The sequence below is a fragment of the Brucella tritici genome, from assembly GCF_902825325.1.
GTDB lineage: Bacteria > Pseudomonadota > Alphaproteobacteria > Rhizobiales > Rhizobiaceae > Brucella.
In genome coordinates, this window is sequence record NZ_CADEAR010000008.1 from 24,280 (window position 1) to 48,950 (window position 24,671).

Here is a 24,671-nt window from a genome sequence, read left to right on the forward strand (position 1 = left end):
TCGATAGCGCCAGTCACGCATCGTGTAAACAGTGCTTCGAGGAATAGATATTCATCCAAAAACGATGGAATACGAAATTTTATAACTTTAGCCTCCTCGGCTAAGCAATAAATGAAGGTTTTTAAATGGAAACGACGGCTAACGAACATAGCTCGGAAGCGGAAGAAAACACCGCCGAGGCAGCGCCCGTTCGCCTGACGCCCATGATGGAACAATATATTGAGATCAAGGCGGCGAATGTCGATTCGCTGCTCTTCTATCGCATGGGCGATTTTTACGAACTGTTCTTCGATGATGCAGTGGAGGCCTCTGCGGCTTTGGGCATCACGCTCACAAAGCGCGGCAAGCATCTGGGCGAGGATATCCCCATGTGTGGTGTGCCTGTCCATGCTGCCGACGATTATCTGCAGAAGCTGATCACCAAGGGCTATCGCGTCGCGGTCTGCGAACAGGTGGAAGATCCGGCAGAGGCGAAGAAGCGTGGCTCTAAATCGGTGGTGAAGCGCGATGTGATCCGTCTCGTCACACCGGGCACGCTGACCGAAGAAAAATTGCTGGACCCATCCGAAGCCAATTTCCTGATGGCGATGGGGCGTACGCGCGGCGACGGTGCGCTGGCGCTCGCCTGGATCGATATTTCTACCGGAACGTTCCGCGTGGCGGAAACCACATCGGACCGGCTTTTCGCCGATGTGATGCGGGTGGACCCGCGTGAACTGGTCGTGGCTGACAACGCCTTCCATGATGAGGAACTGCGTCCGGTCTTCGATCTGGTCGGCAAGGCGGTAACGCCGCAACCGGCGACTCTCTTTGACAGCGCGGCTGCGGAAGCGCGAATCCAGCGCTATTTCAACGTCGCGACATTGGATGGTTTTGGCCAGTTCAGCCGTCCTGAACTTTCAGCCATTTCCGGGGCAATCGCCTACATCGAAAAGACGCAGATTTCCGAGCGTCCGCCCTTGATGCGGCCCGAACGCGAGCATGAGGGCGGCACACTTTTCATCGACCCGGCCACACGCGCCAGTCTTGAACTTGCCCGCACTATGTCTGGCAATCGCGACGGCAGTTTGCTGAAGGCGGTTGATCGCACGGTGACGGGTGGTGGCGCGCGGCTTCTCGCCGAACGCTTGACCGCACCGCTGACCAATCCGAAGGAAATCGCGCTGCGGCTCGATTCCGTTTCCTGGTTCCTGAGCGAACAGTCGCTTTGCGAAGCCATGCGTGCTGAACTGAAGGGCGTGCCAGATATGCCGCGCGGACTCTCGCGTCTTGCCGTTGGGCGCGGCGGGCCGCGCGATCTGGGTAGCCTTGCCCGAGGCTTCGAAGCTGCGCATGTCATTGCGGGCCTGCTGGAAAGCGCGTTGCTGCCCGGTGAACTGGCGCATGCCCGTGATGCCGTCAGTGCCATGCCTGCCATCTTCACGGCTCATCTCGACCGGGCCTTGGCCGACGAATTGCCGCTCCTGAAACGCGACGGCGGTTTTGTGCGCGCGGGCTATAATTCCGAACTCGACGAGATGCGGGCCTTGCGCGACCAGTCACGCCGGGTGATCGCCGGTCTGCAGGCCAACTATATCGAAGAGACCGGTATCAAATCGCTGAAGATCAAGCATAACAATGTGCTTGGTTATTTCATCGAGGTGACGGCCAACAATGCCGGGGCGATGACGGATACGGATGAAGCCAAGAGCCGTTTTATCCATCGCCAGACCATGGCCAATGCCATGCGCTTTACCACCACCGAACTGGCGGAACTGGAAAGCAAGATCGCCAATGCTGCCGATCGCGCATTGTCCATTGAGCTTGCCGTGTTTGAAGAACTGACGGCGGAGGCCGTGTCCCACGCCGATAGCATCCGCGCTGCTGCATCGGCGCTCGCGATGTTCGATGTCTCGGCATCGCTTGCCGTACTGGCGGAAGAGCAGGGATATTGCCGTCCGCAGGTCGATGACAGCCTGTCATTCAACATTGTAGCCGGTCGTCATCCGGTCGTCGAGCAGGCCCTGCGGCGTCAGGCAGCCAATCCGTTCGTCGCCAATGATTGCGATCTCTCGCCGCAAGCAGACGGCGGAAATGGTGCCATCTGGCTTCTGACCGGTCCGAACATGGGCGGTAAGTCGACCTTCCTGCGTCAGAATGCGCTGATTGCGATCATGGCGCAGATGGGCTCATTCGTGCCTGCGGGTTCTGCGCAGATCGGTGTCGTGGACCGGCTGTTCAGCCGTGTCGGTGCTTCCGACGATCTGGCGCGGGGGCGCTCGACCTTCATGGTCGAAATGGTGGAAACGGCGGCAATCCTCAATCAGGCGGGCGAGCGTTCACTGGTAATCCTTGATGAAATCGGGCGCGGTACAGCGACGTTCGACGGACTGTCCATTGCCTGGGCGGCGGTCGAATATCTGCATGAGAAGAACCGTTGCCGTGCACTGTTTGCCACGCATTTCCATGAAATGACGGCGCTTTCAGAAAAGCTCGCGCGGCTTTCCAATGTCACCATGCGGGTCAAGGAATGGGACAACGATGTCGTCTTCCTGCATGAAGTGGCCAAGGGTGCCGCCGACCGCTCCTATGGTGTGCAGGTGGCGCGTTTGGCGGGGTTGCCGGAAGCGGTCGTCAATCGTGCGCGCGATGTGTTGCACCAGCTTGAAGCGGGCGAAACCTCCGGCAAGGCGGACAAGCTGATCGACGATCTGCCGCTGTTCTCGGTCGTCTTGCAGCAGGAAAAACCGAAACCGCAGGTTCAGGCAAAAGACAGCGAACTGGTGAAAGCGGTCGCGGCCATCAGCCCCGATGAATTGACGCCCAGAGAAGCGCTGGACCTGATCTATAAGCTGAAGGAACTGGCCGGAAAGGCGTGAGCTGGGCCTCAGAAGCAAAAAGGCGAAGCAGATGCTTCGCCTTTTTTATTTACACAAAGCGGTTCGCTTCCGCGCCGTAATAGGTGATGTAGCGGCTGGAAATCCGCTCGATGGGCAGAATGATGAAGACATCGGTCGTGCCGAATGCTTCGTCAATCACCGCGCCATCCCCGATCATCGCGCCAAGACGCAGATATCCCTTTACCAGAGGCGGCATCGAGAACAAGGCAACCTTGTTGTTGATGGCTTCCTTCGGCATCAGGTCCATGGCCTGATAACGATTGGGCAGGGCGCGAACGTCCCAGTCATCGGTGGCCCGGCAATTGTGATGGAGGAACGACAGGCCGAGCGCATGAGCTGCAGGCACAGCACCGTGGAACGACGCGCAGCCGAACATCACATCGATGGAATGGCGGCGGCAATAAGCCCAGGCACCTTGCCACAGAAGCTCGACAGTGCGCTTGGAGCGGTATTCCGCCTTCACGCAGGAGCGTCCCAGTTCAAGCAGGCGGAGGTTCGGGCGCGAAAGGGCCAGACGCTGCACGTCGTATTCGTCGGCAGAATAGAAGCCGAGCGCCTTTTCTGCCTGATCGCTGCGCATCAGACGATAGGTGCCGACAATCTGCTGGTGCTCCGGCACGGGCAGGGCGGTGTCGTAAACGAGCAGATGATCGCAAATAGCGTCGAAGCGGTCGGCATCACGAAGCTCCACGGCTTCGATGCTTTCCCGGCGCGCGCCCATTTCGTCAAAGAAGACGCGGAAACGCAGTTCCTGCGCGGCCTCGATGGCCTCGCGTGAGTTTGCAAGCCGTACTTCCAGCGATCCGATGCGCCCCAGAACGATGGGGTCGCCGTTGGACGCGAACAGCGCCTGTTGTGCTTCTAAGCCTGACATGACCGTATCATCAATGATTTGCTGGTCCATTCCAAGCAGTACTGTCATGATGATGGCTCCTGATTTGTCTATTCACGTATTCCTGAACGGCTTTCCCACTGATATTTCAGCGAGAGCTAACCAATTCCAATCCTCGTTCAGTCAATTGCATGGACAAGGTGTCCAGTTCGACCGAAGCAGTACAGATTCAGTGCTACGCGACGATGACAGAAGCATGTCACCAATGTGTCAATTCGGATGACTGGACCTTATCCTCTTCAAAAAGCTTTTAATTTTAAGAGATCAAATTATGCGAAAGGCAGAAACTGTTCAACCCGGTGGGCTAGCGGGCAGCCCGCTCGCGCCGCCAGCCAAGGAATTCCTCCAGAATTATGAGGCCGGCACCGATGGTAATGAACGTGTCGGCGAGGTTGAAAACCGCGAATGACCAGGTCGGCAGGTGGAACAGAATATAATCCACGACGTAACCGTGCATCACGCGATCGATAAGGTTGCCGATGGCACCGCCGACGACGAGTGCAAAGCCGTAGCGTGCGAAAATGCGGTCCGGCGCGTTGGTCCACCAGAGGTAAAGCACGAACGCAATGACGGCGGCGGTAATTGCGACCAGTCCCCAGTCGTGCAGCCAGGCGAGCATCGAGAAGGCAATGCCTTCATTGTGCGTGCGGAACAACGCAAGAAACGGCAGTAGGTCAATCTGCTGGCCGTAGCCCATCCTTGTTTCCACCAGATGCTTGACGCCTTGATCGATCAACACTGTGAGAATGACGACGAAAAGTGAGGACCAGACCGCGTGTCGCTTCATCCGGAAGTCCTTTCATCGAGCGTGAGGGCGTCGCGACGAATTTCGTAGAGCATGACCCCGGTGGCAATTGCGAGATTGAGAGAATCTGCACGACCGGCCTGCGGAATGCGCGCGAGCTTGTCGCAAGTGTCGGCAAGGCTGTCAGGAAGGCCCTGCTGTTCGTTGCCCATCATTAGCACAACCGGTTTGTTGGCATAGGGAATGGTGCGATAGTCGACGGCACCTTTCAGATGGGTGCCGACGACAAGGCCGGAAAAGCCTTTGCGCCAGTTGAGGAAATCGGCTTCCGTCACTTTGTAGAGCGGCATGGAAAAGACCGAGCCCATCGTGGCGCGCACGGTTTCCAGCGAATAGGGATCGGTGGTGTCGCCGATCAGAATGACGCCCTTGGCGCCGACCGCATCCGCGGTGCGGATGACCGTGCCTAGATTGCCGGGGTCGCGCACGCGGTCCAGCGCAATATAGACGTCATTGTTCTTCGGCTTGAGGCTTGCAAGAGGGCGATATTGCTGTTCGAAAACGCCGACAACCATCTGCGGATTGTCGCGGCGGGTGATGGCAGCCATGATCTTTTCGGTCACTTCCAGCACAAGTCCGCCCTTGGCGAAGGTACGGACGGCAACCTGCTCGACCAGTTTGTTGCCTTTGCCGGATTTGGCGAAAACCAGCGTCTTGATGCGCCAATCCTGTTCCAGCGCATCGATAACCAGCTTCAGCCCTTCGGCCAGAAATACGCCCTGCTGGTCGCGGAATTTTTTCAGCGCCAGCGAGCGAAGGTCTTTCACAATCGGGTTGGTGAGGCTGGTGACTTCCTTCACCTGACCCACTTTGGAATATTCGGCACGAGAGCCGCCTTTGGAAAAATCGTCGTCACGGCTCATTTTGCTACCCAGCGGCTGAACATGGATGTGGAAAGCGCGCGCGCGCCCGTCTGATCGTTGGAACGTTCGCGCAGAATAAGTTCGCCCGATTCGACCGTGCCGCCAAGGCCGGTGAAACGGTCGCGCATCAGTTCGTGAATGGCGAAGAAAGAGGCGCGGATCGAATAGGCAGTCAGGATGACGGCCAATGGTTTTGGCGTCAGGATGGACCGACATGTATCGACCATCGCGGGCAAATGTTCGAACAACTGCCAGACTTCACCGCTCGGGCCACGCCCATAGGCAGGTGGATCGAGCAGGATAATGTCGTAGAAGCTGCCGCGCCTCTCCTCGCGCTGCACGAATTTCATCGCATCTTCGCAGATCCAGCGGATCGGCTTATCGGAAAGCCCGGCCATTTCCTGATTTTCACGCGCCCAGAGAATAGCTTTCTTGGATGCGTCCACATGGGTCACTTCCGCGCCTGCCCGTGCCGCTACCAATGAGGCGAGGCCCGTATAGCCGAACAGATTGAGCACCTTCACGCCGCGCCCGGACTTCACCCCTTCACGGATAAGCCCATCCATGTAAGACCAATGTGCTGCCTGCTCGGGAAACACGCCGACATGGCGAAATGACGTGAACCGGCCATGAAAGGAAATGCCGTCGTGCTGCATCGGCCAGGTTTCGCCGAGCGGCTCTTTTGGAAACGCCCAGCGCCCCATGCCTTCCTCGTCGGTGTTGCCGGTGAAGACGGCATCGGCCTGATCCCACTCTTTCTGCGGCAGGCTTGGCAACCAGATCGCCTGACCTTCGGGGCGGACAATCCGATAGGGGCCATATTGCTCAAGCTTCAACCCGTTGCCGCTATCGAGAAGCGCATAATCGGGGGAGGGCTCCGTTTCGAGAATGAGCGGTAGTCTTTCTCCCGGACGTGCACCGGCATAGGGTTTGATTTCGCGAAGCGGAGCGGCAGGCTTGTCGTCTACGGGCTTGGGTGCAGCCTTGGCGAATTGGGGACGCGGCTTTTTGAAAGACGAGCCTTTATTGTCAGACTTGCCATCAAATCGGCCTTCAAATTTGTTTTCTGAACGCGGCGCATCATGTCTTGCGCGCTCGAAACCGCGGTCCTGTTTGCCGCCCGACGGCTTTTTGCCTTTTCCCTTTGGCGCTTTCACCCGAAACTCCAATCATCATGATTGGGGTCTAGGTAGGATAAACAAGGCCAGCGCGAAAGGGGAAAACGACGTTCAAACGCTCACAAAGGGTATTTCGGCCATGAAACCCCGGAAGTTTTGCTCCCGGGGTTTGAGAATAGCGGGCGTTTCAGGAGTTCACGACCGATATATTACGCTTTTCGGCGGCGGTGCTCCGTTCAAGCAGGCGCGCGGCTTCCTGTTTATACATCCGCTCCTTGCGGCGATGCTTGCCCTGCGTGAGCCAGGTCACCAGGGAACCGATGACAACACCGAGAAGAAGTGCACCAAACAGCCATAGGAACAGTGGTGCATTATAGGACAGGGCGGGATTGCCCGGGTTGAATGGATCGATCGTGAACTGCACCGATGCGCGATTGGCAACCGACAACGCAATCAGAACCACTGCAAGCGGCACGAGAACGATGATGGCGATGATGCGTTTAGCCGCCATGGTGTCTATCAGACTGCGCCGTTGAGACGGTCGCGCAGTTCCTTGCCGGTCTTGAAGAAGGGAACCCACTTTTCTTCCACGTCCACGGTTTCGCCGGTGCGCGGATTGCGGCCGCTGCGGGCAGGGCGGTTCTTCACCGAAAAGGCACCGAAGCCGCGCAACTCAACGCGATTGCCATCCGCAAGGGCGTTTGTGATCTCGTCGAATACCGCGCCCACGATGTTTTCAACATCGCGCTGAAAGAGATGCGGATTACGGCTGGCGATAATCTGAACGAGTTCCGATTTGATCACGGCTTTAAACCCCTGTTCTTCTGTTTGTTTCATCCGGTATCTACCGGATATTGTGTAAGTTTGCCCGGCTGGCGTCAATTCGCTTCAGGCGTACCGTCAACGTGCCAAACCGAGAGAAGTCCGTCAAGAAAGATGCGTTCCTTGGCAATCTCCTTCAATATGCCGTCTGCTTCCTGTGGCACACCGATAAGGCGGGCGCCAGCATGAATGACGAGATCGCGGAGCGAGAAACCCGTGTCACTGCTGACTGGCTTCCACTCAAGACGCGGCAGATCCTTGGAGAGCCCCTTGCTTGCGAGCCAGGCAATGGCCTCTTCTTCACCACCCAACCCGTCGATCAGTTTCTTGTCCAGTGCCTGTCGTCCCGTAAACACTGCCCCATTGGCCAGCGCCAGCGCCTGTTCATGCGTAAACGAACGGCGCTTTTCGACAATGTCCACGAACCATGCATAGGAATCCATAATCATGTTGCGGATCATACCCTTGGCTTCTTCGCTGGCCGGGCTGAAATAATTGGGTTCTGCCTTGAGTGGCGACGATTTGATGGTTTCGACCTTCACGCCGATCGTATCGAGAAGCTTCGAGACATCGGGATATTGGAACAGAACTCCGATTGAACCAACGATGGATGTCTGCCGCGCGACGATATGGTCGGATGCGCTGGCAATCATGTAACCGGCGGAGGCGGCAAGTGTTCCTACCTGCGTGACGACCGGCTTTTTCTCGGCAATCTTGCGCACGGCTTCGAAAATCGCTTCGCCGCCCACCGTCGTTCCACCGGGCGAATCGAGAACCAGAATCACACCCTTGACGGCATCGTCCTTGGCTATCTTGTCGAGGCGCTTCAGCAATTCCTCGTTCTCGAAGATCGTGCCTTCAATGCGAACCTTGGCGATATGCGGCTGGTTGAAATTGGTGCCACGCAAGGACCATGAAGCGAATACGGCGATCAAAGCTGCTATCAAAAGCAGGAAGGCTCCACGCCAGATTGTCAGTTTTCTGCGCAGTTTCCGGCGTTCGATGATTGCTTCGGCGTCCTGAGCCATTCCCGTCCATCCGTTCGTTCAAATAGCGCGGCTTGCGCCTGACTAGTCACCTTTTGCCTCGAATGAAGGCATGCGGCAAGTCTCTTCGATAAGCCGGTCTGGCTAAGATAGTACTCGAAATACCTATTGTAATGAAACAGCGTCGAATTCTTCTCGTCGCCATCAGACATAGCGCGTGAACGCGCGGAAACTGTATTACGTTCTGCTGTAATTCGGGGTTGTTATGTGGTATCAAAGAGTTGATTAGCATTCTACTTAATTTAGTGGAGTGCAAATTGGGCTGAATTATCAAAGGCATAAACCGTTCCTGCTCCTTATCTGCGAGGCGGGTGCGGTGTTTTGCGCGGTATAAAGCTATTGAGCGGCCGACTATTTCACCCCAAATAAACCTTATTGAAATGAAAAAGCGCGACACAGACGCGCTTATTGCCGAATTCTATGAAAGCCGTTGAGGAATCGAACGCAAGATGACTGCCGACACCACACATAGTCATGCGCCGCAGAACGCGACCGCTCCGGGTCGCGGCGCAGGTGGCATGCGTTTTGGTGCGTCGGAGAAAGCCGAGTCGCTTTTCCATGCTGCGCAGCGTCATTCCGTTCGCGTCCGGGTGTTGAAAACTGCGCTTCCGGTAGCAGCGATTATCGTTGGTGCTGTGTTTTCATGGTACACGTTTCTTGCAACGCCGAATACGCCTGTAAAGGTGGAAGTGAATAATGGTGGCGAAAGCGGCAAGCTCGTCATGACTAGCCCGCATCTCAACGGTTATACCAAGGATAATCGTCCCTATTCGATGACTGCGGCGAAGGCGACGCAGGACGCGAAGAACAGCGGCGCGATTGCGCTTGAAGGCATTTCGGCCGAGCTGCCTGTTGGTGAAAAGGGCACGGCCAAAGTCGAGGCAACATCCGGCATTTACGATAATGCCAATGGACGTTTGCAACTTGATAAGGACTTTATTGTTACAACAGATGACGGTTTACGTGCGGTGTTGCGTTCTGCGGACGTAAACCTCAAGAGCGGGCAGATCACGACCGACAAGCCCGTCGATATCCGTAGCGGCAGCACGCATATTCTGGCCGACAGCATGCAGGTCAAGGACAACGGCAAGGTTCTCATTTTCGAGAACAAGGTTCGAATGACTGTTGACGGCAGCGTTGTTTCGCCCAACAAGGCTCCCTGAGAAGGTTGCCTGATTTGAGACAGGGAATCGTTCGGACCGATTAATATCTGTGCGGCGCTTGAGTGCATTCTGAAGTTAATTTTCAGATTGAAATGTGCTCGAAAACAAATTGTTAGAGCGTGATTCTGATGCTGTCAGGGTGCTACAGGCTCTAAACCGCTTTTTTGATCGCATTCTGCGATGCCGAATGTTCCCATTTGGCTGCAAAGTGCTTAATGTTGCGTCTGACCGCATGTTGGCCCAGGGAGGGCCGAATGCTTCGGGGAGCTGAAGATATATGGAACGCGAGACGGGCAAGATGAACAAGGGTACGATGGCCCGCACTTTGCGGATGGGATTTGCAGTTCTGGCGCTTGGGCTTGTCGCGGCTCCGACGGCCTCTTTGGCGCAGGAAGGTGCGGCGGTGAACGGCTTGAAGCTTTCCAACAGCAAGGCGCCGGTCAAGATCGACGCTGACAAGCTGGAGATGCGCGACAAGGAAGGTATTGCCGTATTTACCGGCAATGTTGCCGTTTCGCAGGGCGATGCCTTGCTGAAGGCCGGGCAGATGACCGTTTATTACAATAAAGCCAAGAAAGACGGCGAGGCGCAAGCCCCGGAACCGGCAAGTGCTGGCGTCGGAGGCCTTGATTCATCAAGTATCGATCACATCGACATCTCCGGAAAAGTTTATCTCAAATCTGGCACGCAGGTCGCAACTGGCGATACCGGTCGTTATGATGCGAAAAACCAGGTGATGGTTCTTCAGGGACAGAAAGTGGTCCTGACCGATGGCGACAATGTCGTGACCGGTTGCAAGCTGACGGCGCATCTCGATACTGGCCGCGCCAATGTCGAAAGCTGCAAGGGTCAGACCAAGGGTCGCGTGTCGATCATCATGGCTCCGAAAGATCAACAGCAGGGCGGTGCTGCGCCCAAGCAGAACTGACCGGAGCAGGCGTGGGATTGTTCTGGAACAAGAAGGCTGACGGGCCGCAAGACGCATCGCAAAATGTCAACGCACCATCCGATGTCGCGGGCGCGATGCCCGGCCAGCCGGGTAAGTCGACGCGCCTCAAGGGTACGCTGGTGGCGCGCGGTCTCTGCAAGAGCTATCGCGGACGGCAGGTTGTCAATGGCGTGTCGTTCGGTGTACGTGCGGGCGAGGCTGTCGGTATTCTAGGGCCGAACGGCGCAGGCAAGACCACTTGCTTCTATATGGTGACGGGTCTGGTCCCGGCTGATGCCGGTTCCATCGAGATCGACGGTTTCGATGTTACGTCGATGCCGATGTATCGTCGTTCCCGCCTGGGCATCGGTTATTTGCCGCAGGAAGCCTCTATTTTCCGTGGCCTTTCGGTGGAAAACAACATCAAGGCCGTGTTGGAAGTGGTAGAAAAGGATCGTTCCAAGCGCGCTTCCGAACTGGATGCGCTGTTGGAAGAGTTTCACATCGCTCATCTGCGCAAGGCGCCTGCCATTTCTCTTTCAGGCGGCGAGCGTCGTCGTCTCGAAATTGCGCGTGCGCTGGCATCACGCCCAAACTTCATGCTGCTCGATGAGCCTTTTGCCGGCGTCGATCCGATCGCCGTTTCGGATATCCAGCAGCTCGTTCGCCATCTGACCAGCCGCGGTATCGGCGTTCTGATTACTGACCATAATGTGCGTGAAACGCTCGGCCTTATCGACCGCGCCTACATTATTCACGCCGGTCAGGTGCTGACACATGGTCGTCCTGCCGAAATCGTCGCCAATCCAGACGTGCGCAGGCTCTATCTCGGCGATCAATTCACACTTTAATATTCAGGGCATTTTCAGGTCGTCTCGCTTTCCTTCGGAAGTGCCTCACTCTGACTGGGCATCGGTTCGGGCCTGTCAGGTTCTGTGCAAGGTTGCAGAAAGTGCAGCGGAATCGCGACTATTTCCCCTTTTGTCCCAAAACTGCACATTCTGAATTGACAAGCAAGGTTCATACCAGTTTTCATTCAAATACGCTTTCAGTCTAAAACGGCTGCGAGCGGGCGGCTTATTCTTCTGTATGGACTCACAGGTCCCATGTCGATGGAATGCCGTCTGAAGGCAAGTTTGCTGTCAAGGTAGCGTGGGCGTTGACCGTGTGCTCGGCAATGATTGACAGGGTTTAACCGGGGGAGAATAACGCGTCGCATGGCTCTGTCGACCAAGCTCGATTTCCGTCAATCGCAATCGCTGGTGATGACACCGCAGCTGATGCAGTCGATCAAGCTGCTGCAGATGACGCATATTGAGCTCGAACAGTTTCTCGATGTTGAAATCGAAAAAAATCCGCTGCTGGATCGAATTGAGGCAGCGAATGATGATTTTTCGAGCGCGGAACCAGTGCGGGAAAGTACTGAAACCGGCGATGACGATCTGGCATCCGACGATATGTCGGACGGCGACTGGTTCAAAACGGATGCTTCGGATGACGCGGAAAATCTCTCATCCACTTTCGACAGTTCGCTTGAAAATATCTTTCCAGACGATCCGGGTCGCTTTGACGAGATCGGCCCCGATCTTGCCGCACAATGGAAATCGTCAATTGGCGACGGATATGTTTCAGGCAGTGGCTATGACATAGATCAAGTCACAGCCAGCCGGGTTTCGCTGAGTGAATATGTGGCAGAACAGATCGCGCTGACGTTTTCCAGAGCAACAGACCGCTTCATCGCGACAGCACTTGCCGACGCGCTGGACGAAGGCGGATATCTGCGTATCGATATTATTGCGCTTGCACAGAATCTGGGCGTTGAAACGGTTGAGATCGAGCGCATTTTGGGAACAATGCAAAGCTTTGATCCGCCTGGCCTTTTTGCTTGTGATCTGCGGGATTGCCTGGCGATACAGTTGCGCCTCAAGGATCGGTTCGATCCGGCGATGGAGGCGCTGGTCGACAATCTCGATCTTCTGGCGCGGCGCGACTTCGCGACGCTCAAGAAGCTGTGTGGCGTCGATCAGGCCGATATTCTCGATATGCTGACCGAAATTCGCATGCTTGATCCAAAGCCCGGTTCATTATTCGAGATTTCTGTGGCGGATGCCATCGTGCCGGATGCACTTGTGACGCCATCACGTGACGGCGGCTGGGCTATCGAGCTGAATGCCGCCGCGATGCCGCGTCTCATCGTCAACAACGAGTACTATGCAGAAGTCAGTGCGTCTGTGAAGGCCGAGGAAAAAGCGTTTCTCTCGGACTGCATGCAGACTGCGAACTGGCTCGTACGCAGCCTTGACCAGCGTGCGCGCACTATCCTCAAGGTCACGCAGGAGATAGTTCGGCAGCAGGACGGATTTTTGCGACAAGGGGTGACCCACTTGAAACCGCTCAATCTGCGTACTGTCGCCGATGCGGTCGGTATGCATGAATCGACCATCAGCCGCGTGACGGCAAACAAGTTCATGGCCACGCCGCGCGGGGTGTTTGAACTGCGCTATTTTTTTACAGCTTCGATTGCTTCATCCGAGGGCGGCGACGCTCATTCGTCGGAGAGTGTACGCCATCGCATCCGCCAGATGATTGATGCTGAAAAGCCCGATGACGTGCTGTCCGATGACGCTATCGTAGATGCATTGAAGAAGGACGGTGTGGATATCGCGCGGAGAACGGTCGCAAAATATCGGGAATCGATGAATATTGCTTCATCGGTTCAGCGCAGGCGTGAAAAGAAGGCAAGATCGTCGGTTTCCTGATTGCGTAGCCAGAACGGTTCCACAAATTGCGCTGTGAAGGGACCGCTTTAAATCACCGATTGTACCTCTTGAGCGTCATTCCCGTATTTGAATAGGGAGGAATGCTCTAAAATTTTGGATCTGTAGCGCTGCTCTTTCAGAAAAATTCGATCTCGATTTGTGGAGAGAGCGGCATTGCAGGACGACCAACTGGCATGAGGACCAATTGACAAGCGCCAATTCACCCAATAGAAGCCCGGCTCGCGCTGCGGCACATGTCTGGCCCCCTTTATTTAGGGGCTTCATGACAAGTCGACAGCGTGAATTGGCGCGATGTCAGCAGAAAGCGCTTGTATTTCTGCTGTCGAAAATACGCCAAAGCAGAATTGAAGCATGTCTTTTCAAAATAGTACCGGTTTTGGGATGAAGACATGGGTTGGACGTTTCCGGCGAATGCGTTCTGCGGGCAAAGTCTGATAATATCGCTGTAATTTCTGGAAGAAATTGCGGTTGTTCATATGTTTGAAGGAAGGGCAATGTGACGCTCCGGGGAAGCCGGACCAGAACAATCCTGGCAACGGACCAGCTACTGGGGCGTTACGTAACAGAGCGATGTGCGGCAACCATCCCGAAAAGGGGCTAACGATTGGAGCAGCCACGACTTCGAAGGCTTTTCGGAAGGTGTTTCAACACCTCGCCGGAAAGTGTGCCTGAGAAGCGTGCAGGCGCCGTGAATTTAGTTGGAAAACGCACAGGACGAAAAGCATCTTTGATGCTGGTTCGCTTTGCGCTTCGCTCGCCTTGTGATTAGACTGAGTCCTGTGGTGTAACGCAAATGAGGTGTGCCAAATGACTCTGCGTGTATCTGGAAAGCATATGGACGTCGGTGAAGCTTTCACAACCCGGATCATTGATCGGGTGAATGAGGCTGTCGGCAAATATTTCGATCATGGCTTTTCCGGACAGGTTACGGTCACCAAGTCCGGTTCGCGTTACAGTGCGGATTGCACCTTGCACCTCGATAGCGGTGCAACCCTGCAAAGCACTGGCGACGCGCAGGATCCGCAGCTGGCTTTTGAAGCAGCGGCGGACAAGATCGAAACCCGCCTTCGCCGCTATAAGCGCCGTCTGAAGTCGCGCCCGGCTACGCAGCCAGATGCGATCTATGATGACGTTGCATATCGTGTTATGGCACCGCTGTCGGAGGAAGAGGAGGATCTTCCGGCAGATTACGCGCCGACAATTGTTGCGGAATCGTCCGTCGCCCTGCGCACCATGTCGGTGGCGTCGGCGGTCGTGGAGCTGGACCTGATTGAAAATCCGGTTCTGGTGTTCCGCAATGCTGGCAATGATGAAGTTAACATCGTCTACCGTCGCGCGGACGGCAATATCGGCTGGGTCGATCCATCGATGGTCACCCGCCAGGCCGCGCCTCGCGCCTGACGGCAAACCTGAAGCGCACGCAGCGGATCGCGATTAGGCGGCCGCGTGCGCTTCCCCAAACCGGGCCACAAAGGCCTGATTGAAGAAGGAACGGAGAGAATGGATCTTAGTGATCTGATTCAGCCCGGGGCGATTATCCCGGCGCTGAAAGCCAGCTCCAAAAAACAGCTTTTGCAGATTTTGTCTGAGAAGGCTGCGGAACTGACCGGTCTCCCTGAGCGTGAAGTTTTCGAAACAATTCTCCAGCGTGAGCGCCTCGGTTCCACCGGGGTCGGCAATGGCGTTGCCATTCCGCACGGCAAGCTGGCGAATATCAACAAAATAGCCGGAATCTTCGCTCGTCTGGAAACCCCGGTCGATTTCGAGGCGCTGGACGATCAACCCGTCGATCTTGTTTTTCTGCTTCTCGCGCCGGAAAATGCCGGCGCGGATCATCTGAAGGCACTTTCGCGCATCGCCCGTATGCTGCGCGACGCCGATACTGTTGCCAAATTGCGCGGTACACATGACGCGCAGGCACTTTATTCATTCCTGACCGCTCAACCAGCCTCCAACGCTGCCTGAGTTCAAATAGTTTCTCGTAAACAAAACCGCCGTTCATCTCGAACGGCGGTTTTGTTTGTTTGCTTGCAGAAACAATTTCTAGGGAAAACATACTACCCAAGCAGAAGCACATTGCTGCCTGACGATGGCTTGCGGCGATTGCATGCGCTGGAAACTTCCGCACAAAGTACGTGCGGAGTGGCGATACCGGCGATAGCCGGTATCGCATCAAACTTTAGTGCAGCATCACCGTGCGCAGTTCGTGGTCTTGTGCACCCTGTAGCGCGGTGGCGCGAACATCAGAGAGCACAATTGGCTCACCGCTGGCACCAAAGAGCGCCCAGAGTTCCAGGCCCGGCTCGATCGGTGGGAGGGCAGGGAAGCTGCGGGCAAGGTCATCTGAACGGATCTTGCGCACATAGGCAATTTCACCTTCGCCGAGATGGGCGAATTCGTTTTCGGTGAATATATGTCTGTCCATGGTCTTAGCCTCCATTTCGTCGGCATGTCATTTGCGACCATGCCGCATCAGAGCTTCACATTTTCAATATAGCGGCATTGTGCTGAACAAAAACTGAACAAGTTCAGTCTTTCACCGCTATGTTGATTCGTTTAACCAGCCGTTCGGGTTCCGGACGGTCGAGATCAATGGCCAGAAGACCATTTTTCAGATCGCAACCGAGAACCCTCATACCGTCCGCCAGAACGAAAACGCGCTGGAACTGTCGGGCGGCTATGCCTCGATGCAGAAACTCGCGTTCGGTATCGTCGGTCTGGCGTCCACGGATGACGAGCTGATTGTCTTCCGTCATGACTTCGAGGTCGTCGCTGGAAAAGCCGGCCACCGCCAAAGTGATGCGCAGGCGTTCGGAACCCGTCTCGCCGCGCAGGCGTTCAATGTTGTAGGGCGGATAACCGTCGCCGGATTTAGCGATCCGTTCCAGCGTCTTTTCCATCGTATCGAATCCGAGCAGCAAAGGGCTCGAAAACGGAGTCATTCTTGTCATTGCATCAGTCCTTGATGAGAAGCGACCGTTATGAAGAGAACCCTTACGGCGTATCTCCTCGCTCACTGATATGGCTTGTGAAAAGCCTGACTTCAAGGGCCAATCCGGATTCGTTCGTTTCAAGGTAAAACGAAATTCAGGCGCGATATACCCGGAAAGATTAGGAGTGTTGCTATCGGCGCGCTTCTGAAAGCGCTGCACCGAAAGCGGTTGCAAAACTTTCGCGATCGTCCGGGGAGAGGAAGTTTCCGATCACGACACTCGCTTCACGGCTTTCGACGCTCATGCCGGTAATTCCGATATCCGGCTTTCGCGCGACCTTGAACCGTGTCCAGAATGGATTGAAACGATGTACAGTCATCTTGCCAGACGCTGCATATTTGCGAATCTGCAGGGCAGAGCGGGACACGGAGATTTCCTCGCGTGCGCGGGCGGCACGGTAATTCCAGCGAAAAGCGAGATAGATCAGCAGAACATCGAGGCCGAAAAATCCAAAGATCGGCCACGCACCGATGGACCAGAAAAGAATGCCGACAAACATCCAGCAGCCGATCAGGGCTCCCATCAGGATGGTGAAGCCCGTCCGCCCCAGCGAACGATAGGGAGTGAGCAGGGCTTCGAAAATGGGTTTGTCGAACCGGTCAGGTTCTGCGCCGTCTGGATGATGCATGGCATTCAGGTCATCTGGCAGATTGTCGGGCCATTTTGAGTGGGCTGCGTCAAGCTGCTGATTGTTTTGTCGATAGAGAAACCATTATAGAGGCGGAATGGAAAAGGCCAAAATCAAATCGCCTGTGAACGCTTCTTCCGCCGCCCGCCCTCAACGTCGGGTGCGTGGTACGCTTTATACGGCAGACGAAATTCATGAGATATTTCGCCGGTTTTCCATTCAGAGACCGGAGCCGAAGGGCGAGTTGGAGCATGTGAATGCTTTCACGCTTCTTGTCGCGGTCGTTTTATCGGCACAGGCCACCGATGCTGGGGTCAACAAGGCGACGCGCGGGCTCTTCGCAATTGCCGATACGCCGCAGAAAATGCTGGCGCTCGGCGAAGAGAAAGTCGGCGACCACATTCGCACCATCGGTCTTTGGCGTAATAAAGCAAAGAATGTCATTCTTCTGTCCGAAGCCTTGATCCGCGATTCTGGCGGAGAAGTACCGGGGGACCGGGACGAACTGGTGAAGCTGCCGGGCGTTGGCCGCAAGACCGCCAATGTGGTGCTGAACATGGCTTTCGGCCAGCCGACTATGGCAGTGGACACGCATATTCTGCGTATTGGAAACCGGATTGGTCTTGCGCTCGGAAAAACGCCGGAGGCCGTGGAAGCCATCCTCGTCCGGGTTATCCCGGCGGAATACATGCTTCATGCGCATCACTGGCTCATCCTGCATGGGCGTTATGTGTGCAAGGCGCGCAAGCCGGAATGCGAGAAATGCGTGATTGCCGATATCTGCAAGTATCCGGCGAAAACCTGCGATATCCCCGCGCCGCTTATCCCCTTGCCGCCGCAGGCGTGAGCGCGGCCTCCCGCCGCGAGATGGCTTTGTGCAGATGGACCATCATTGTGGCCGCAAAAAGCGGGGTCAAAAGATTGACGATGGGGATCGCCATGAAGCCTGCAATCAGCAACCCGGCCAGAAAGACTGTCACGCCATAATGCGACCTTAGTGCCTTCGCCTCGGCCTCGGATCGGTAGCGCATGGCTGCAAACTCGAAAAACTCCCGCCCAAGCAGATAGGCATTGATGACGAAGAAGGCGATCAGATTGACGCCTGGTATAAACAGCATGAGTAAGGCGACGATATTGCCGAGGATGACGATACCGAGAAATTTCAACGAAACGACGACGGAGCGGGCAATCGGCAAGGACGTGCCTGGAGGATCGCCCGGATAATCCTCTCGCTCGACCACTTCGGCCACGTCGTCGAGAAAGAGGCCCGCCACTAACGCTGTGACAGGTGCAATCATCAATGCGAGCACAAGCGCCAGACCAAGGCCTGCGATTATAGCGGCGACGATACCAAACCAGCCCGCCCATTCCGGCATGCCAGGCAGAATTTGCTCCATCCACGGCCAGGCAAAAGTAAAAAAGATTTGACGGACTGCGGCCCAAAGGCCGACGAGCAGCAACAGCGTCAACCCTATTGTCTTCCAGAAAACTGCGCGTAACTCCGGTGTGGTCAGGCGCTTCAGGGCTTTCAAGGCAGCATCCAAGATCATTTTCGATCCAATTCCGACTGTTGATGAGGATGAAAATAGTTATGCCTTCACCCTTGCGCAAGCCGCGCTACCCACAATGCGGGAGATATGCAGGGTAGCCAGACAGGGCGGCGAGATACGTGCCATCGCCATCTCTAGGATATGAATCTATGGAGGGTATACAATAATTCTTGTTCCCAATATTCTGACATATAATACTGAATGATATATGTAATATATCATTCAGCAAAATACTTAATACGCCATCTAGTCTGGTGGTTACGATGAAATAAGCGAATTTACAATGCATGATGTCGTATAATTGACAAAATTTCTATTATAAAAGTATTTTAATGCTTGTATTAATTTAATAATTTTAAATGGTAAATTAAACTTTTTATATTATTGGTTTTATATTTAAAAAAAGATCTATTTAATAATTATGCAATTTAATATTGCCAAATATATAAAAGAAGGAAATTAAAAAATGCGTTCGATTAATTTGTTGGCATGTCTCGCTTTGTCAGCTTGTTCCAGTACTTCTGATGGCAAGATTGCGCTAGGTTTTAAAGGCAGCGAGTTATGGATTGCCTCTGCACCACCCGCCGACGTAGTGGCCTATTTTGATGGGCGTCGGAGCTATGAACTCTGTGAGATGTGGGCTCGACACCCGAACGAGCGCCGAGTTCGGCGCGAAATTGCTAACGCGCTTGTGAGGCGTGGGGAGCCTGAAAATAAGTGCTACGACCCGTCCGCTGACGCAATAGAACGTACTCGGCAAACGGTCGTTCCGCTACTGATCCATCAAAACAGTCGCCGTGCCAATAAATAACCATCGGTCGGTATCTGCGGGATGGTAGATTTTGGGTTTTGCATAAGCCGGGTTCTGTTGCTCAACAGGTGAATGGACCACTGCGGAGTTACTCTCCCCACAGATGTTCGATACTCTCAGAGAGAAAATCCGGCACAGCCCCCTAACGGGTTGCGAGCATTCGGTGAGTGAGACCGTGCTTTCATCAGAATAAGCGGCAAAGCACAGTCTCGCTTAAGAACGCGATCTATATAATACATTGGCCAATTAGCCGCGCAGTATCGCGTAGTTCTGGGAAAGTGCTGCGTGTCGCTACGATATATCGGCTTTTGCCTGACAGGAATTGTCTGCTTCCAAGAGCATGCGATCTGGGCTTGTGGATAAGTCATGTTGTTTGTCCCTTGCCCGGTTATCCCCAATTTGACCGCTAAGTGACTTGCCTGTACGTGGCGAGCGCATTACCAACGGTTCATGTTGGTTGAAGCGAAAGCGTTAAAGCTGCTATTTGCCTATAAGACGCTAAACCGGCACGCACATGACTACCGCATATCCGGCCTGAAGCACGTCGCGGAAAAGTGCATAGCGGTTTTCCGAGCGCGACTTGCGTAAAAGCACTTGAAGCGCGTTGCGCTTTGGGTCAGGCGGATAGGAGACTAATCAAAAGGGGAGCTTCTCGCGCTCATGGCCACATTCGATGTTCTTTGTATCGGCAATGCCATTGTCGATATTCTTTCGCGTACCGATGACGCTTTTCTGGAAACGAACGGTATCGTCAAAGGTGCGATGAACCTGATCGATGCGGAGCGTGCGGAACTGCTTTATAGTCGGATTGCAGGTCCGGCGACGGAAATGTCCGGCGGCAGTGCCGGAAATACGGCAGCGGGCGTAGCAAGTCTGGGCGGACGCTCGGCCTATTTCGGCAAGGTGGCGACCGATCATCTGGGCCGTGTTTTCGCGCATGATATCCGCGCGCAGGGCGTTGCCTTCGATACCCGCCCGCTGGAAAAAGGATCGCCAACCGCCCGTTCAATGATTTTCGTAACGCCGGACGGCGAGCGCTCGATGAATACATATCTTGGCGCCTGCGTGGAACTCGGACCGGAAGATGTCGAGACCTCCAAGGTGTCCGATGCGAAGGTGACCTATTTCGAAGGCTATCTGTGGGACCCGCCACGTGCGAAGGAAGCCATCGTCATGGCATCGAAGATCGCGCACGAGAAGAAACGCCAGATGGCAATGACGCTTTCCGATCCGTTCTGTGTCGACCGGTATCGTGAAGAGTTTCTGGAACTCATGCGCTCGCGCACCGTCGATATTGTTTTCGCCAACGAAGATGAGGCGAAATCTCTATATAAGACGCAGTCGCTTGAAACGGCGATTGCCGCCATGCGTATGGATTGCACGCTTTCGATCATCACCCGTTCGGAAAAAGGTGCGGTGGTCATCACACCAGACCAAACTTTGACCATCCCAGCTATTGAAATTGATGCGCTGGTCGATACGACCGGAGCGGGCGATCTCTATGCAGCCGGTTTCCTTTATGGTTATACAAACGAGCGTTCACTTGAAGATTGCGCGCGTTTAGGTTCGCTGGCGGCAGGTCTTATCATCCAGCAAATGGGACCGCGTCCGCAGCTCAGCCTGCAGGCTGCTGCAAGCCAGGCCGGTTTGGTCTAGTAGTTATTCCGGCCTGATGATCCGGTCGCGCTGAAGTTCTTCTTCCGTGCGTCCGGGACGGCTTTTATAGACGGGCAATGTCCAGCCGAAATAAAGCGCGCCGCCGCGAATGACAAAAGCGATCAAGGCTGCTGCGATTGCACATATGGCTGGTTCGACCTGCAGCCACGCAAGCAGAACATAAAGACACGCACCGGCGAGCGAAGCCGTGACATAGATTTCACGGCGCATCAGTACGGAAGGCTCACCCGCCACCATATCGCGCAATATGCCGCCGAGGGTAGCTGTGGATATACCGGTCACGATAGCGACGGACGGCCCGAAGCCAAGCGCCAACCCTTTGGCCGCACCCAACACCGTATAAGCCGCCATGCCAATGGCATCGAGCCAGAGCAGCACACGATAGCGCGACTCCACCATGTGCGCGGTGAAATAGACGAAGATCGCTGCCAGCGTGCCCGCCAGCAGATAAGCGGGCTCGACAACCCAAAAAACTGGCGCGCCGAGGACGAGATCGCGCAGTGTTCCTCCACCAATACCGGTAATATTGGCAAGGAACAGAAAGCCGATAATATCGAGCTGGCGGCGCGAAGCGGCAAGGGCGCCAGTCGCCGCGAAAACGAAAACGCCTGCGAAATTCAGAAACTCAGGTATAGTCACGCAGCCGGTCTCCTCCACACATCCAGTGACAACTTTTCACCGGTTCGCTCCAATAGCAATATGTACCTCATTGCAAAGTGGACTGCGGAAATGAAAAGAGCGGCAGACAAAGCCGCCGCTCCAATTTTCACCGGTTATTGCTGAAATCAGGCGTTGCCGTCGGAAGCCGCGCCGCCATTGTCGGCAGTTACCTTCGGGCCACCCTTGGACACACCGACCATCGCCGGACGCAGAACGCGGTCGCCGATGGCGTAACCATCCTGCACAACCTGCACGACTGTGTTGTTCGGCAAATCCGGATTCGGTACTTCGAACATGGCCTGATGGAAATTCGGGTCGAACTTCTGGCCTTCCGGCTCCAGCTTCTTGACGCCGTGACGTTCCAGAGCGTGCAGCATGGCGCGTTCGGTCATTTCCACGCCGTCTGCGAGCGATTTCAGGCTCGCGTCGGTCGCCAGGGCTTCGGCAGGGATAGCCTCGAGTGCGCGGCGCAGATTGTCGGAAACCGACAGCATGTCGCGGGCGAAGTTGGTCACGGCATAGGTGCGTGCATCCTGCACATCGCGCTGGGTGCGCTTGCGCAGGTTCTCCATCTCGGCTGCAGCGCGCAGCAGCTGGTCCTTCAGCTCGCCATTGTCGGCTTCGAGCATCGCGATCCGGTTTGCGGTTTCATCCACGGACGCCTCAGCTTCATCCTCGGCAGCTTCCGCACGAGCTTCAGCCTTGCGTGCCTTCAGAAAATCGTCGGCAGCTCGGTTCAGCGCCTCACGATCCCGGGGATTGTTGATGTCGCGCTGCTCAAGATCGGGATTCTGGGATTTGTTTTTTTCGTCAGCCATAGTGCTACTTCCGTCTTGAATATCTTCTGGGGCGGATATCGAGTTTCATGCCAGTAAAATCAAGGTCTATTTTCAGGGACTTGGTTTGTCCCGGCAAGTCTCACAGTTACCGCAGGAGCCGGGAAACGATCTGGGCGGTGTAGTCCACCATAGGAACGATCCGCGCGTAGTTGAGCCGTGTAGGCCCGATGACTCCCAGAGCACCAATAACCCTTTGCTCGCTGTCGCGATAGGGGGCGACTACCAGCGATGAGCCCGAAAGGGAGAAAAGCTTGTTCTCCGAACCAATGAAGATGCGGACACCTGATCCGGCCTCGGCAAGATCGAGAAGCTGGACCATGCCGTCCTTGGTTTCGAGATCATCGAACAGGTGACGTAGGCGCTCGATGTCTTCCTGCGCATGAATATTTTCCAGAAGATTGGCGCGACCGCGAACAATCAGCCGCGCCGGTTGATCCGTTCCGGCACCGCTCCAGACTGCCAGCCCCTGGGAAACCAGTTCCTGCGACAGCTGGTCAAGTTCCTCCCGCGTTTCTTCCGTCAGCTTTTTCAATTCGGCTTTGGCTTCAGAAAGCGTGTGGCCGTGAATATGGGCGTTTAGAAAGTTCGATGCCTCGACCAGCTGCGAATTGCTGATACCGACGGGCAGACTGACGACACGGTTTTCGACATCGCCATTCTGCATGACCAGAACGGCGAGTGCCCGCGTCGGTTCGAGACGAACGAATTCGATATGTTTCAGCGCACCTTCCGCCTTGGTGGCAAGTACGAGGCCGGCGCCGCGCGAAAGGCCCGAAAGGACCTGACTTGCTTCGGTAAGAACGCTTTCGACCGAATTGTTCATTCCGGCGGAGCGAACCTGCGCCTCAATGGAAGAGCGCTCTTCCGGCGGCAGGTCGCCCACTTCCAGAAATGCATCGACAAAGAAACGCAGACCTATCTGCGTCGGCAGACGTCCAGCTGAGATGTGCGGCGCATAGATGAGGCCCAGATGCTCCAGATCGCTCATGACGTTGCGGATGGTCGCAGGAGAAAGTGTGTGGGGCAACAACCGGGACAGATTGCGTGAGCCGAGAGGGTCGCCATCGTTTAGATAGGTTTCCACAATCAACCGGAAAATATCGCGCGAGCGCTGGTCGAGCGAACTCAAGAGCTGGTGTTCCGGCGGTTTCATCATGTTATGGTAGCGAACCCTATGAATGGCATGCGATAAATATAAGACCGTAAGTCGAAGCGTCAAAGTCTTTAGCTCTGTCCTGGCAGACCTCTCAACACTTCTCGACATATCTTTGGGCTGGCAAAGCGCAAATTTCCTTTCTATTTGCGCCCGGGGGGCCTAAAAAGCCGCACGGAAAACTTTGAATCCCAAAAAACTCGACCAAGGAATTTGATATATGCGTCCATCCAAGCGTGCTGCCGACGAAATGCGCGCCGTCTCTTTCGAGCGCGGCATCTCCAAACATGCGGAAGGCTCCTGCCTGGTCAAATTTGGCGACACGCATGTTCTGTGCACGGCAAGCCTTGAAGAAAAGGTGCCTGGCTGGATGCGTAACACCGGGAAGGGCTGGGTCACGGCGGAATACGGCATGTTGCCGCGTTCGACCGGCGATCGCATGCGTCGCGAAGCCGCTGCCGGCAAGCAGGGCGGTCGCACGCAGGAAATCCAGCGTCTGATCGGACGCTCCTTGCGCGCCGTCGTGGACATGCAGGCTCTGGGCGAAGTGCAGATCACGGTGGACTGTGATGTCATTCAGGCCGATGGTGGCACGCGCACGGCGGCGATCACCGGCGGCTGGGTGGCCTTGCATGAATGCCTGCGCTGGATGGAAGCACGCCAGATGGTGCGGGTCGAGAAGGTGCTGAAGGATCATGTCGCGGCCATTTCCTGCGGCATTTATGAAGGCGCGCCGGTTCTCGATCTGGATTATGCGGAAGATTCCGTCGCCCAGACTGACAGCAATTTCGTCATGACCGGCACGGGCGGCATCGTTGAAATTCAGGGAACTGCCGAAGGTACGCCTTTCTCGGAAGAAGAGTTCCTGAACCTGATGAAGCTCGCACGCAGCGGTGTCGATCGCCTCGTGTCCTTGCAGAAGATGGCCGTAGCCTGACGGTTCGCGTTATTCCGGCTCTGGCGGCCTGCAAATGGCGTTCTTTTTCGCTTCCGGTGCTCATGTACTTTAAGTACACTCCGCTCCGGGTCTCAAAGACCACCATTTTCGGCTCGCCATAACCGGA

The 24,671-nt window shown here is 55.4% G+C and carries 24 protein-coding genes; 10 read left to right on the forward strand and 14 right to left on the reverse strand.

From position 1 onward, the window contains the following. The first annotated feature begins 125 nt into the window (after window positions 1-125). The gene (gene mutS / locus HWX93_RS13080) at window positions 126-2,858 is read left to right on the forward strand and encodes a DNA mismatch repair protein MutS (protein WP_176037582.1); all 2,733 of its coding nucleotides are present in this window, start codon (window positions 126-128) and stop codon (window positions 2,856-2,858) included. 49 nt (window positions 2,859-2,907) lie between these two features. On the opposite strand, the gene HWX93_RS13085 is transcribed toward mutS, so the two are convergent. From HWX93_RS13085 to sppA, 7 genes are all read right to left on the reverse strand, one after another. Next, the gene (locus HWX93_RS13085; protein ID WP_167394094.1) at window positions 2,908-3,801 is read right to left on the reverse strand and encodes a GNAT family N-acetyltransferase; all 894 of its coding nucleotides are present in this window, start codon (window positions 3,799-3,801) and stop codon (window positions 2,908-2,910) included. A gap of 274 nt (window positions 3,802-4,075) precedes the next feature. After that, on the reverse strand, window positions 4,076-4,558 hold the full coding sequence (gene lspA, locus HWX93_RS13090) for a signal peptidase II (protein ID WP_140020326.1): 483 nt from the start codon (window positions 4,556-4,558) through the stop codon (window positions 4,076-4,078). Then, a complete protein-coding gene (locus tag HWX93_RS13095; RefSeq protein ID WP_176037583.1) occupies window positions 4,555-5,439 on the reverse strand; it encodes a TrmH family RNA methyltransferase in 885 nt (294 codons plus the stop codon). Before HWX93_RS13095 ends, lspA begins: the two co-directional genes overlap by 4 nt. Then, entirely contained in the window at window positions 5,436-6,596 is a 1,161-nt protein-coding gene (locus HWX93_RS13100) for a class I SAM-dependent rRNA methyltransferase (RefSeq protein WP_176037584.1), read from the reverse strand. The genes HWX93_RS13095 and HWX93_RS13100 overlap by 4 nt, the downstream gene beginning before the upstream one ends. 148 nt (window positions 6,597-6,744) lie before the next feature. Continuing rightward, the gene (locus tag HWX93_RS13105) at window positions 6,745-7,068 is read right to left on the reverse strand and encodes a lipopolysaccharide assembly protein LapA domain-containing protein (RefSeq protein WP_061344836.1); all 324 of its coding nucleotides are present in this window, start codon (window positions 7,066-7,068) and stop codon (window positions 6,745-6,747) included. Between the two features lie 8 nt (window positions 7,069-7,076). Further along, window positions 7,077-7,361, reverse strand: a complete 285-nt coding sequence (locus HWX93_RS13110; protein ID WP_061344837.1) for an integration host factor subunit beta — start codon at window positions 7,359-7,361, stop codon at window positions 7,077-7,079. Between the two features lie 74 nt (window positions 7,362-7,435). Beyond that, on the reverse strand, window positions 7,436-8,407 hold the full coding sequence (gene sppA / locus HWX93_RS13115) for a signal peptide peptidase SppA (protein WP_176037585.1): 972 nt from the start codon (window positions 8,405-8,407) through the stop codon (window positions 7,436-7,438). Window positions 8,408-8,874: 467 nt separating this feature from the next. On the opposite strand from sppA, the gene lptC reads away from it, so the two are divergent. From lptC to ptsN, 6 genes are all read left to right on the forward strand, one after another. Continuing rightward, window positions 8,875-9,588, forward strand: coding sequence for an LPS export ABC transporter periplasmic protein LptC (gene lptC, locus HWX93_RS13120; protein ID WP_109985889.1), 714 nt, complete (start codon window positions 8,875-8,877; stop codon window positions 9,586-9,588). 277 nt (window positions 9,589-9,865) lie between these two features. Then, entirely contained in the window at window positions 9,866-10,516 is a 651-nt protein-coding gene (locus HWX93_RS13125; RefSeq protein WP_109985890.1) for an LptA/OstA family protein, read from the forward strand. A gap of 11 nt (window positions 10,517-10,527) precedes the next feature. Continuing rightward, window positions 10,528-11,367: an LPS export ABC transporter ATP-binding protein gene (gene lptB, locus HWX93_RS13130; protein WP_010658003.1), complete on the forward strand. Its 840-nt coding sequence runs from the start codon at window positions 10,528-10,530 to the stop codon at window positions 11,365-11,367. 366 nt (window positions 11,368-11,733) lie between these two features. Continuing rightward, window positions 11,734-13,275 carry an RNA polymerase factor sigma-54 gene (rpoN, locus tag HWX93_RS13135; RefSeq protein ID WP_176037586.1) on the forward strand — a complete coding sequence of 514 codons (1,542 nt, stop codon included), beginning with the start codon at window positions 11,734-11,736 and terminating at the stop codon, window positions 13,273-13,275. 828 nt (window positions 13,276-14,103) lie between these two features. After that, a complete protein-coding gene (gene hpf / locus HWX93_RS13140) occupies window positions 14,104-14,697 on the forward strand; it encodes a ribosome hibernation-promoting factor, HPF/YfiA family (RefSeq protein ID WP_010658005.1) in 594 nt (197 codons plus the stop codon). A 99-nt stretch (window positions 14,698-14,796) separates the two neighbouring features. Then, window positions 14,797-15,261 carry a PTS IIA-like nitrogen regulatory protein PtsN gene (ptsN, locus tag HWX93_RS13145; protein WP_006465889.1) on the forward strand — a complete coding sequence of 155 codons (465 nt, stop codon included), beginning with the start codon at window positions 14,797-14,799 and terminating at the stop codon, window positions 15,259-15,261. Between the two features lie 214 nt (window positions 15,262-15,475). On the opposite strand, the gene HWX93_RS13150 is transcribed toward ptsN, so the two are convergent. From HWX93_RS13150 to HWX93_RS13160, 3 genes are all read right to left on the reverse strand, one after another. Next, the gene (locus tag HWX93_RS13150; RefSeq protein ID WP_176037587.1) at window positions 15,476-15,721 is read right to left on the reverse strand and encodes a DUF1150 family protein; all 246 of its coding nucleotides are present in this window, start codon (window positions 15,719-15,721) and stop codon (window positions 15,476-15,478) included. A gap of 103 nt (window positions 15,722-15,824) precedes the next feature. Further along, window positions 15,825-16,247, reverse strand: coding sequence for an Hsp20 family protein (locus HWX93_RS13155; protein WP_104757083.1), 423 nt, complete (start codon window positions 16,245-16,247; stop codon window positions 15,825-15,827). Between the two features lie 172 nt (window positions 16,248-16,419). After that, entirely contained in the window at window positions 16,420-16,917 is a 498-nt protein-coding gene (locus HWX93_RS13160) for a DUF2244 domain-containing protein (RefSeq protein WP_176037588.1), read from the reverse strand. Window positions 16,918-17,014: 97 nt separating this feature from the next. Here HWX93_RS13160 and nth point away from each other — a divergent pair, with 97 nt between their 5' ends. After that, window positions 17,015-17,764 (forward strand): endonuclease III, encoded by a 750-nt coding sequence (gene nth / locus HWX93_RS13165; protein WP_176037589.1) that lies wholly within the window; start codon window positions 17,015-17,017, stop codon window positions 17,762-17,764. Here the strand turns inward: nth and HWX93_RS13170 are convergent. Beyond that, window positions 17,739-18,467, reverse strand: coding sequence for a sulfate transporter family protein (locus tag HWX93_RS13170; protein ID WP_176037590.1), 729 nt, complete (start codon window positions 18,465-18,467; stop codon window positions 17,739-17,741). The genes nth and HWX93_RS13170 overlap by 26 nt on opposite strands. A 1,471-nt stretch (window positions 18,468-19,938) precedes the next feature. Between HWX93_RS13170 and HWX93_RS13175 the strand changes: the two genes are divergently transcribed. Further along, complete coding sequence (locus tag HWX93_RS13175) at window positions 19,939-20,934, forward strand: adenosine kinase (RefSeq protein ID WP_109985896.1); 996 nt, start codon at window positions 19,939-19,941, stop codon at window positions 20,932-20,934. Window positions 20,935-20,937: 3 nt separating this feature from the next. On the opposite strand, the gene HWX93_RS13180 is transcribed toward HWX93_RS13175, so the two are convergent. From HWX93_RS13180 to hrcA, 3 genes are all read right to left on the reverse strand, one after another. Then, entirely contained in the window at window positions 20,938-21,594 is a 657-nt protein-coding gene (locus tag HWX93_RS13180; protein WP_176037591.1) for a trimeric intracellular cation channel family protein, read from the reverse strand. 146 nt (window positions 21,595-21,740) lie between these two features. Next, window positions 21,741-22,433 (reverse strand): nucleotide exchange factor GrpE, encoded by a 693-nt coding sequence (gene grpE, locus HWX93_RS13185; protein WP_109985897.1) that lies wholly within the window; start codon window positions 22,431-22,433, stop codon window positions 21,741-21,743. A 106-nt stretch (window positions 22,434-22,539) separates the two neighbouring features. Continuing rightward, the gene (hrcA, locus tag HWX93_RS13190; protein WP_109985898.1) at window positions 22,540-23,610 is read right to left on the reverse strand and encodes a heat-inducible transcriptional repressor HrcA; all 1,071 of its coding nucleotides are present in this window, start codon (window positions 23,608-23,610) and stop codon (window positions 22,540-22,542) included. Window positions 23,611-23,827: 217 nt separating this feature from the next. Between hrcA and rph the strand changes: the two genes are divergently transcribed. After that, the gene (gene rph / locus HWX93_RS13195; protein ID WP_104757069.1) at window positions 23,828-24,544 is read left to right on the forward strand and encodes a ribonuclease PH; all 717 of its coding nucleotides are present in this window, start codon (window positions 23,828-23,830) and stop codon (window positions 24,542-24,544) included. The last annotated feature ends 127 nt before the right edge of the window (window positions 24,545-24,671 follow it).

Bases quoted from the DNA above. Each gene is read 5' to 3' on its own strand.
- mutS (WP_176037582.1), top strand. From the start codon at position 126: ATGGAAACGACGGCTAACGAACATAGCTCGGAAGCGGAAGAAAACACC.
- HWX93_RS13085 (WP_167394094.1), bottom strand. From the start codon at position 3,801: ATGACAGTACTGCTTGGAATGGACCAGCAAATCATTGATGATACGGTC.
- lspA (WP_140020326.1), bottom strand. From the start codon at position 4,558: ATGAAGCGACACGCGGTCTGGTCCTCACTTTTCGTCGTCATTCTCACA.
- HWX93_RS13095 (WP_176037583.1), bottom strand. From the start codon at position 5,439: ATGAGCCGTGACGACGATTTTTCCAAAGGCGGCTCTCGTGCCGAATAT.
- HWX93_RS13105 (WP_061344836.1), bottom strand. From the start codon at position 7,068: ATGGCGGCTAAACGCATCATCGCCATCATCGTTCTCGTGCCGCTTGCA.
- sppA (WP_176037585.1), bottom strand. From the start codon at position 8,407: ATGGCTCAGGACGCCGAAGCAATCATCGAACGCCGGAAACTGCGCAGA.
- lptC (WP_109985889.1), top strand. From the start codon at position 8,875: ATGACTGCCGACACCACACATAGTCATGCGCCGCAGAACGCGACCGCT.
- HWX93_RS13125 (WP_109985890.1), top strand. From the start codon at position 9,866: ATGGAACGCGAGACGGGCAAGATGAACAAGGGTACGATGGCCCGCACT.
- rpoN (WP_176037586.1), top strand. From the start codon at position 11,734: ATGGCTCTGTCGACCAAGCTCGATTTCCGTCAATCGCAATCGCTGGTG.
- hpf (WP_010658005.1), top strand. From the start codon at position 14,104: ATGACTCTGCGTGTATCTGGAAAGCATATGGACGTCGGTGAAGCTTTC.
- ptsN (WP_006465889.1), top strand. From the start codon at position 14,797: ATGGATCTTAGTGATCTGATTCAGCCCGGGGCGATTATCCCGGCGCTG.
- HWX93_RS13150 (WP_176037587.1), bottom strand. From the start codon at position 15,721: ATGGACAGACATATATTCACCGAAAACGAATTCGCCCATCTCGGCGAA.
- HWX93_RS13155 (WP_104757083.1), bottom strand. From the start codon at position 16,247: ATGACAAGAATGACTCCGTTTTCGAGCCCTTTGCTGCTCGGATTCGAT.
- HWX93_RS13160 (WP_176037588.1), bottom strand. From the start codon at position 16,917: ATGCATCATCCAGACGGCGCAGAACCTGACCGGTTCGACAAACCCATT.
- nth (WP_176037589.1), top strand. From the start codon at position 17,015: ATGGAAAAGGCCAAAATCAAATCGCCTGTGAACGCTTCTTCCGCCGCC.
- HWX93_RS13170 (WP_176037590.1), bottom strand. From the start codon at position 18,467: ATGATCTTGGATGCTGCCTTGAAAGCCCTGAAGCGCCTGACCACACCG.
- HWX93_RS13175 (WP_109985896.1), top strand. From the start codon at position 19,939: ATGGCCACATTCGATGTTCTTTGTATCGGCAATGCCATTGTCGATATT.
- grpE (WP_109985897.1), bottom strand. From the start codon at position 22,433: ATGGCTGACGAAAAAAACAAATCCCAGAATCCCGATCTTGAGCAGCGC.
- hrcA (WP_109985898.1), bottom strand. From the start codon at position 23,610: ATGATGAAACCGCCGGAACACCAGCTCTTGAGTTCGCTCGACCAGCGC.
- rph (WP_104757069.1), top strand. From the start codon at position 23,828: ATGCGTCCATCCAAGCGTGCTGCCGACGAAATGCGCGCCGTCTCTTTC.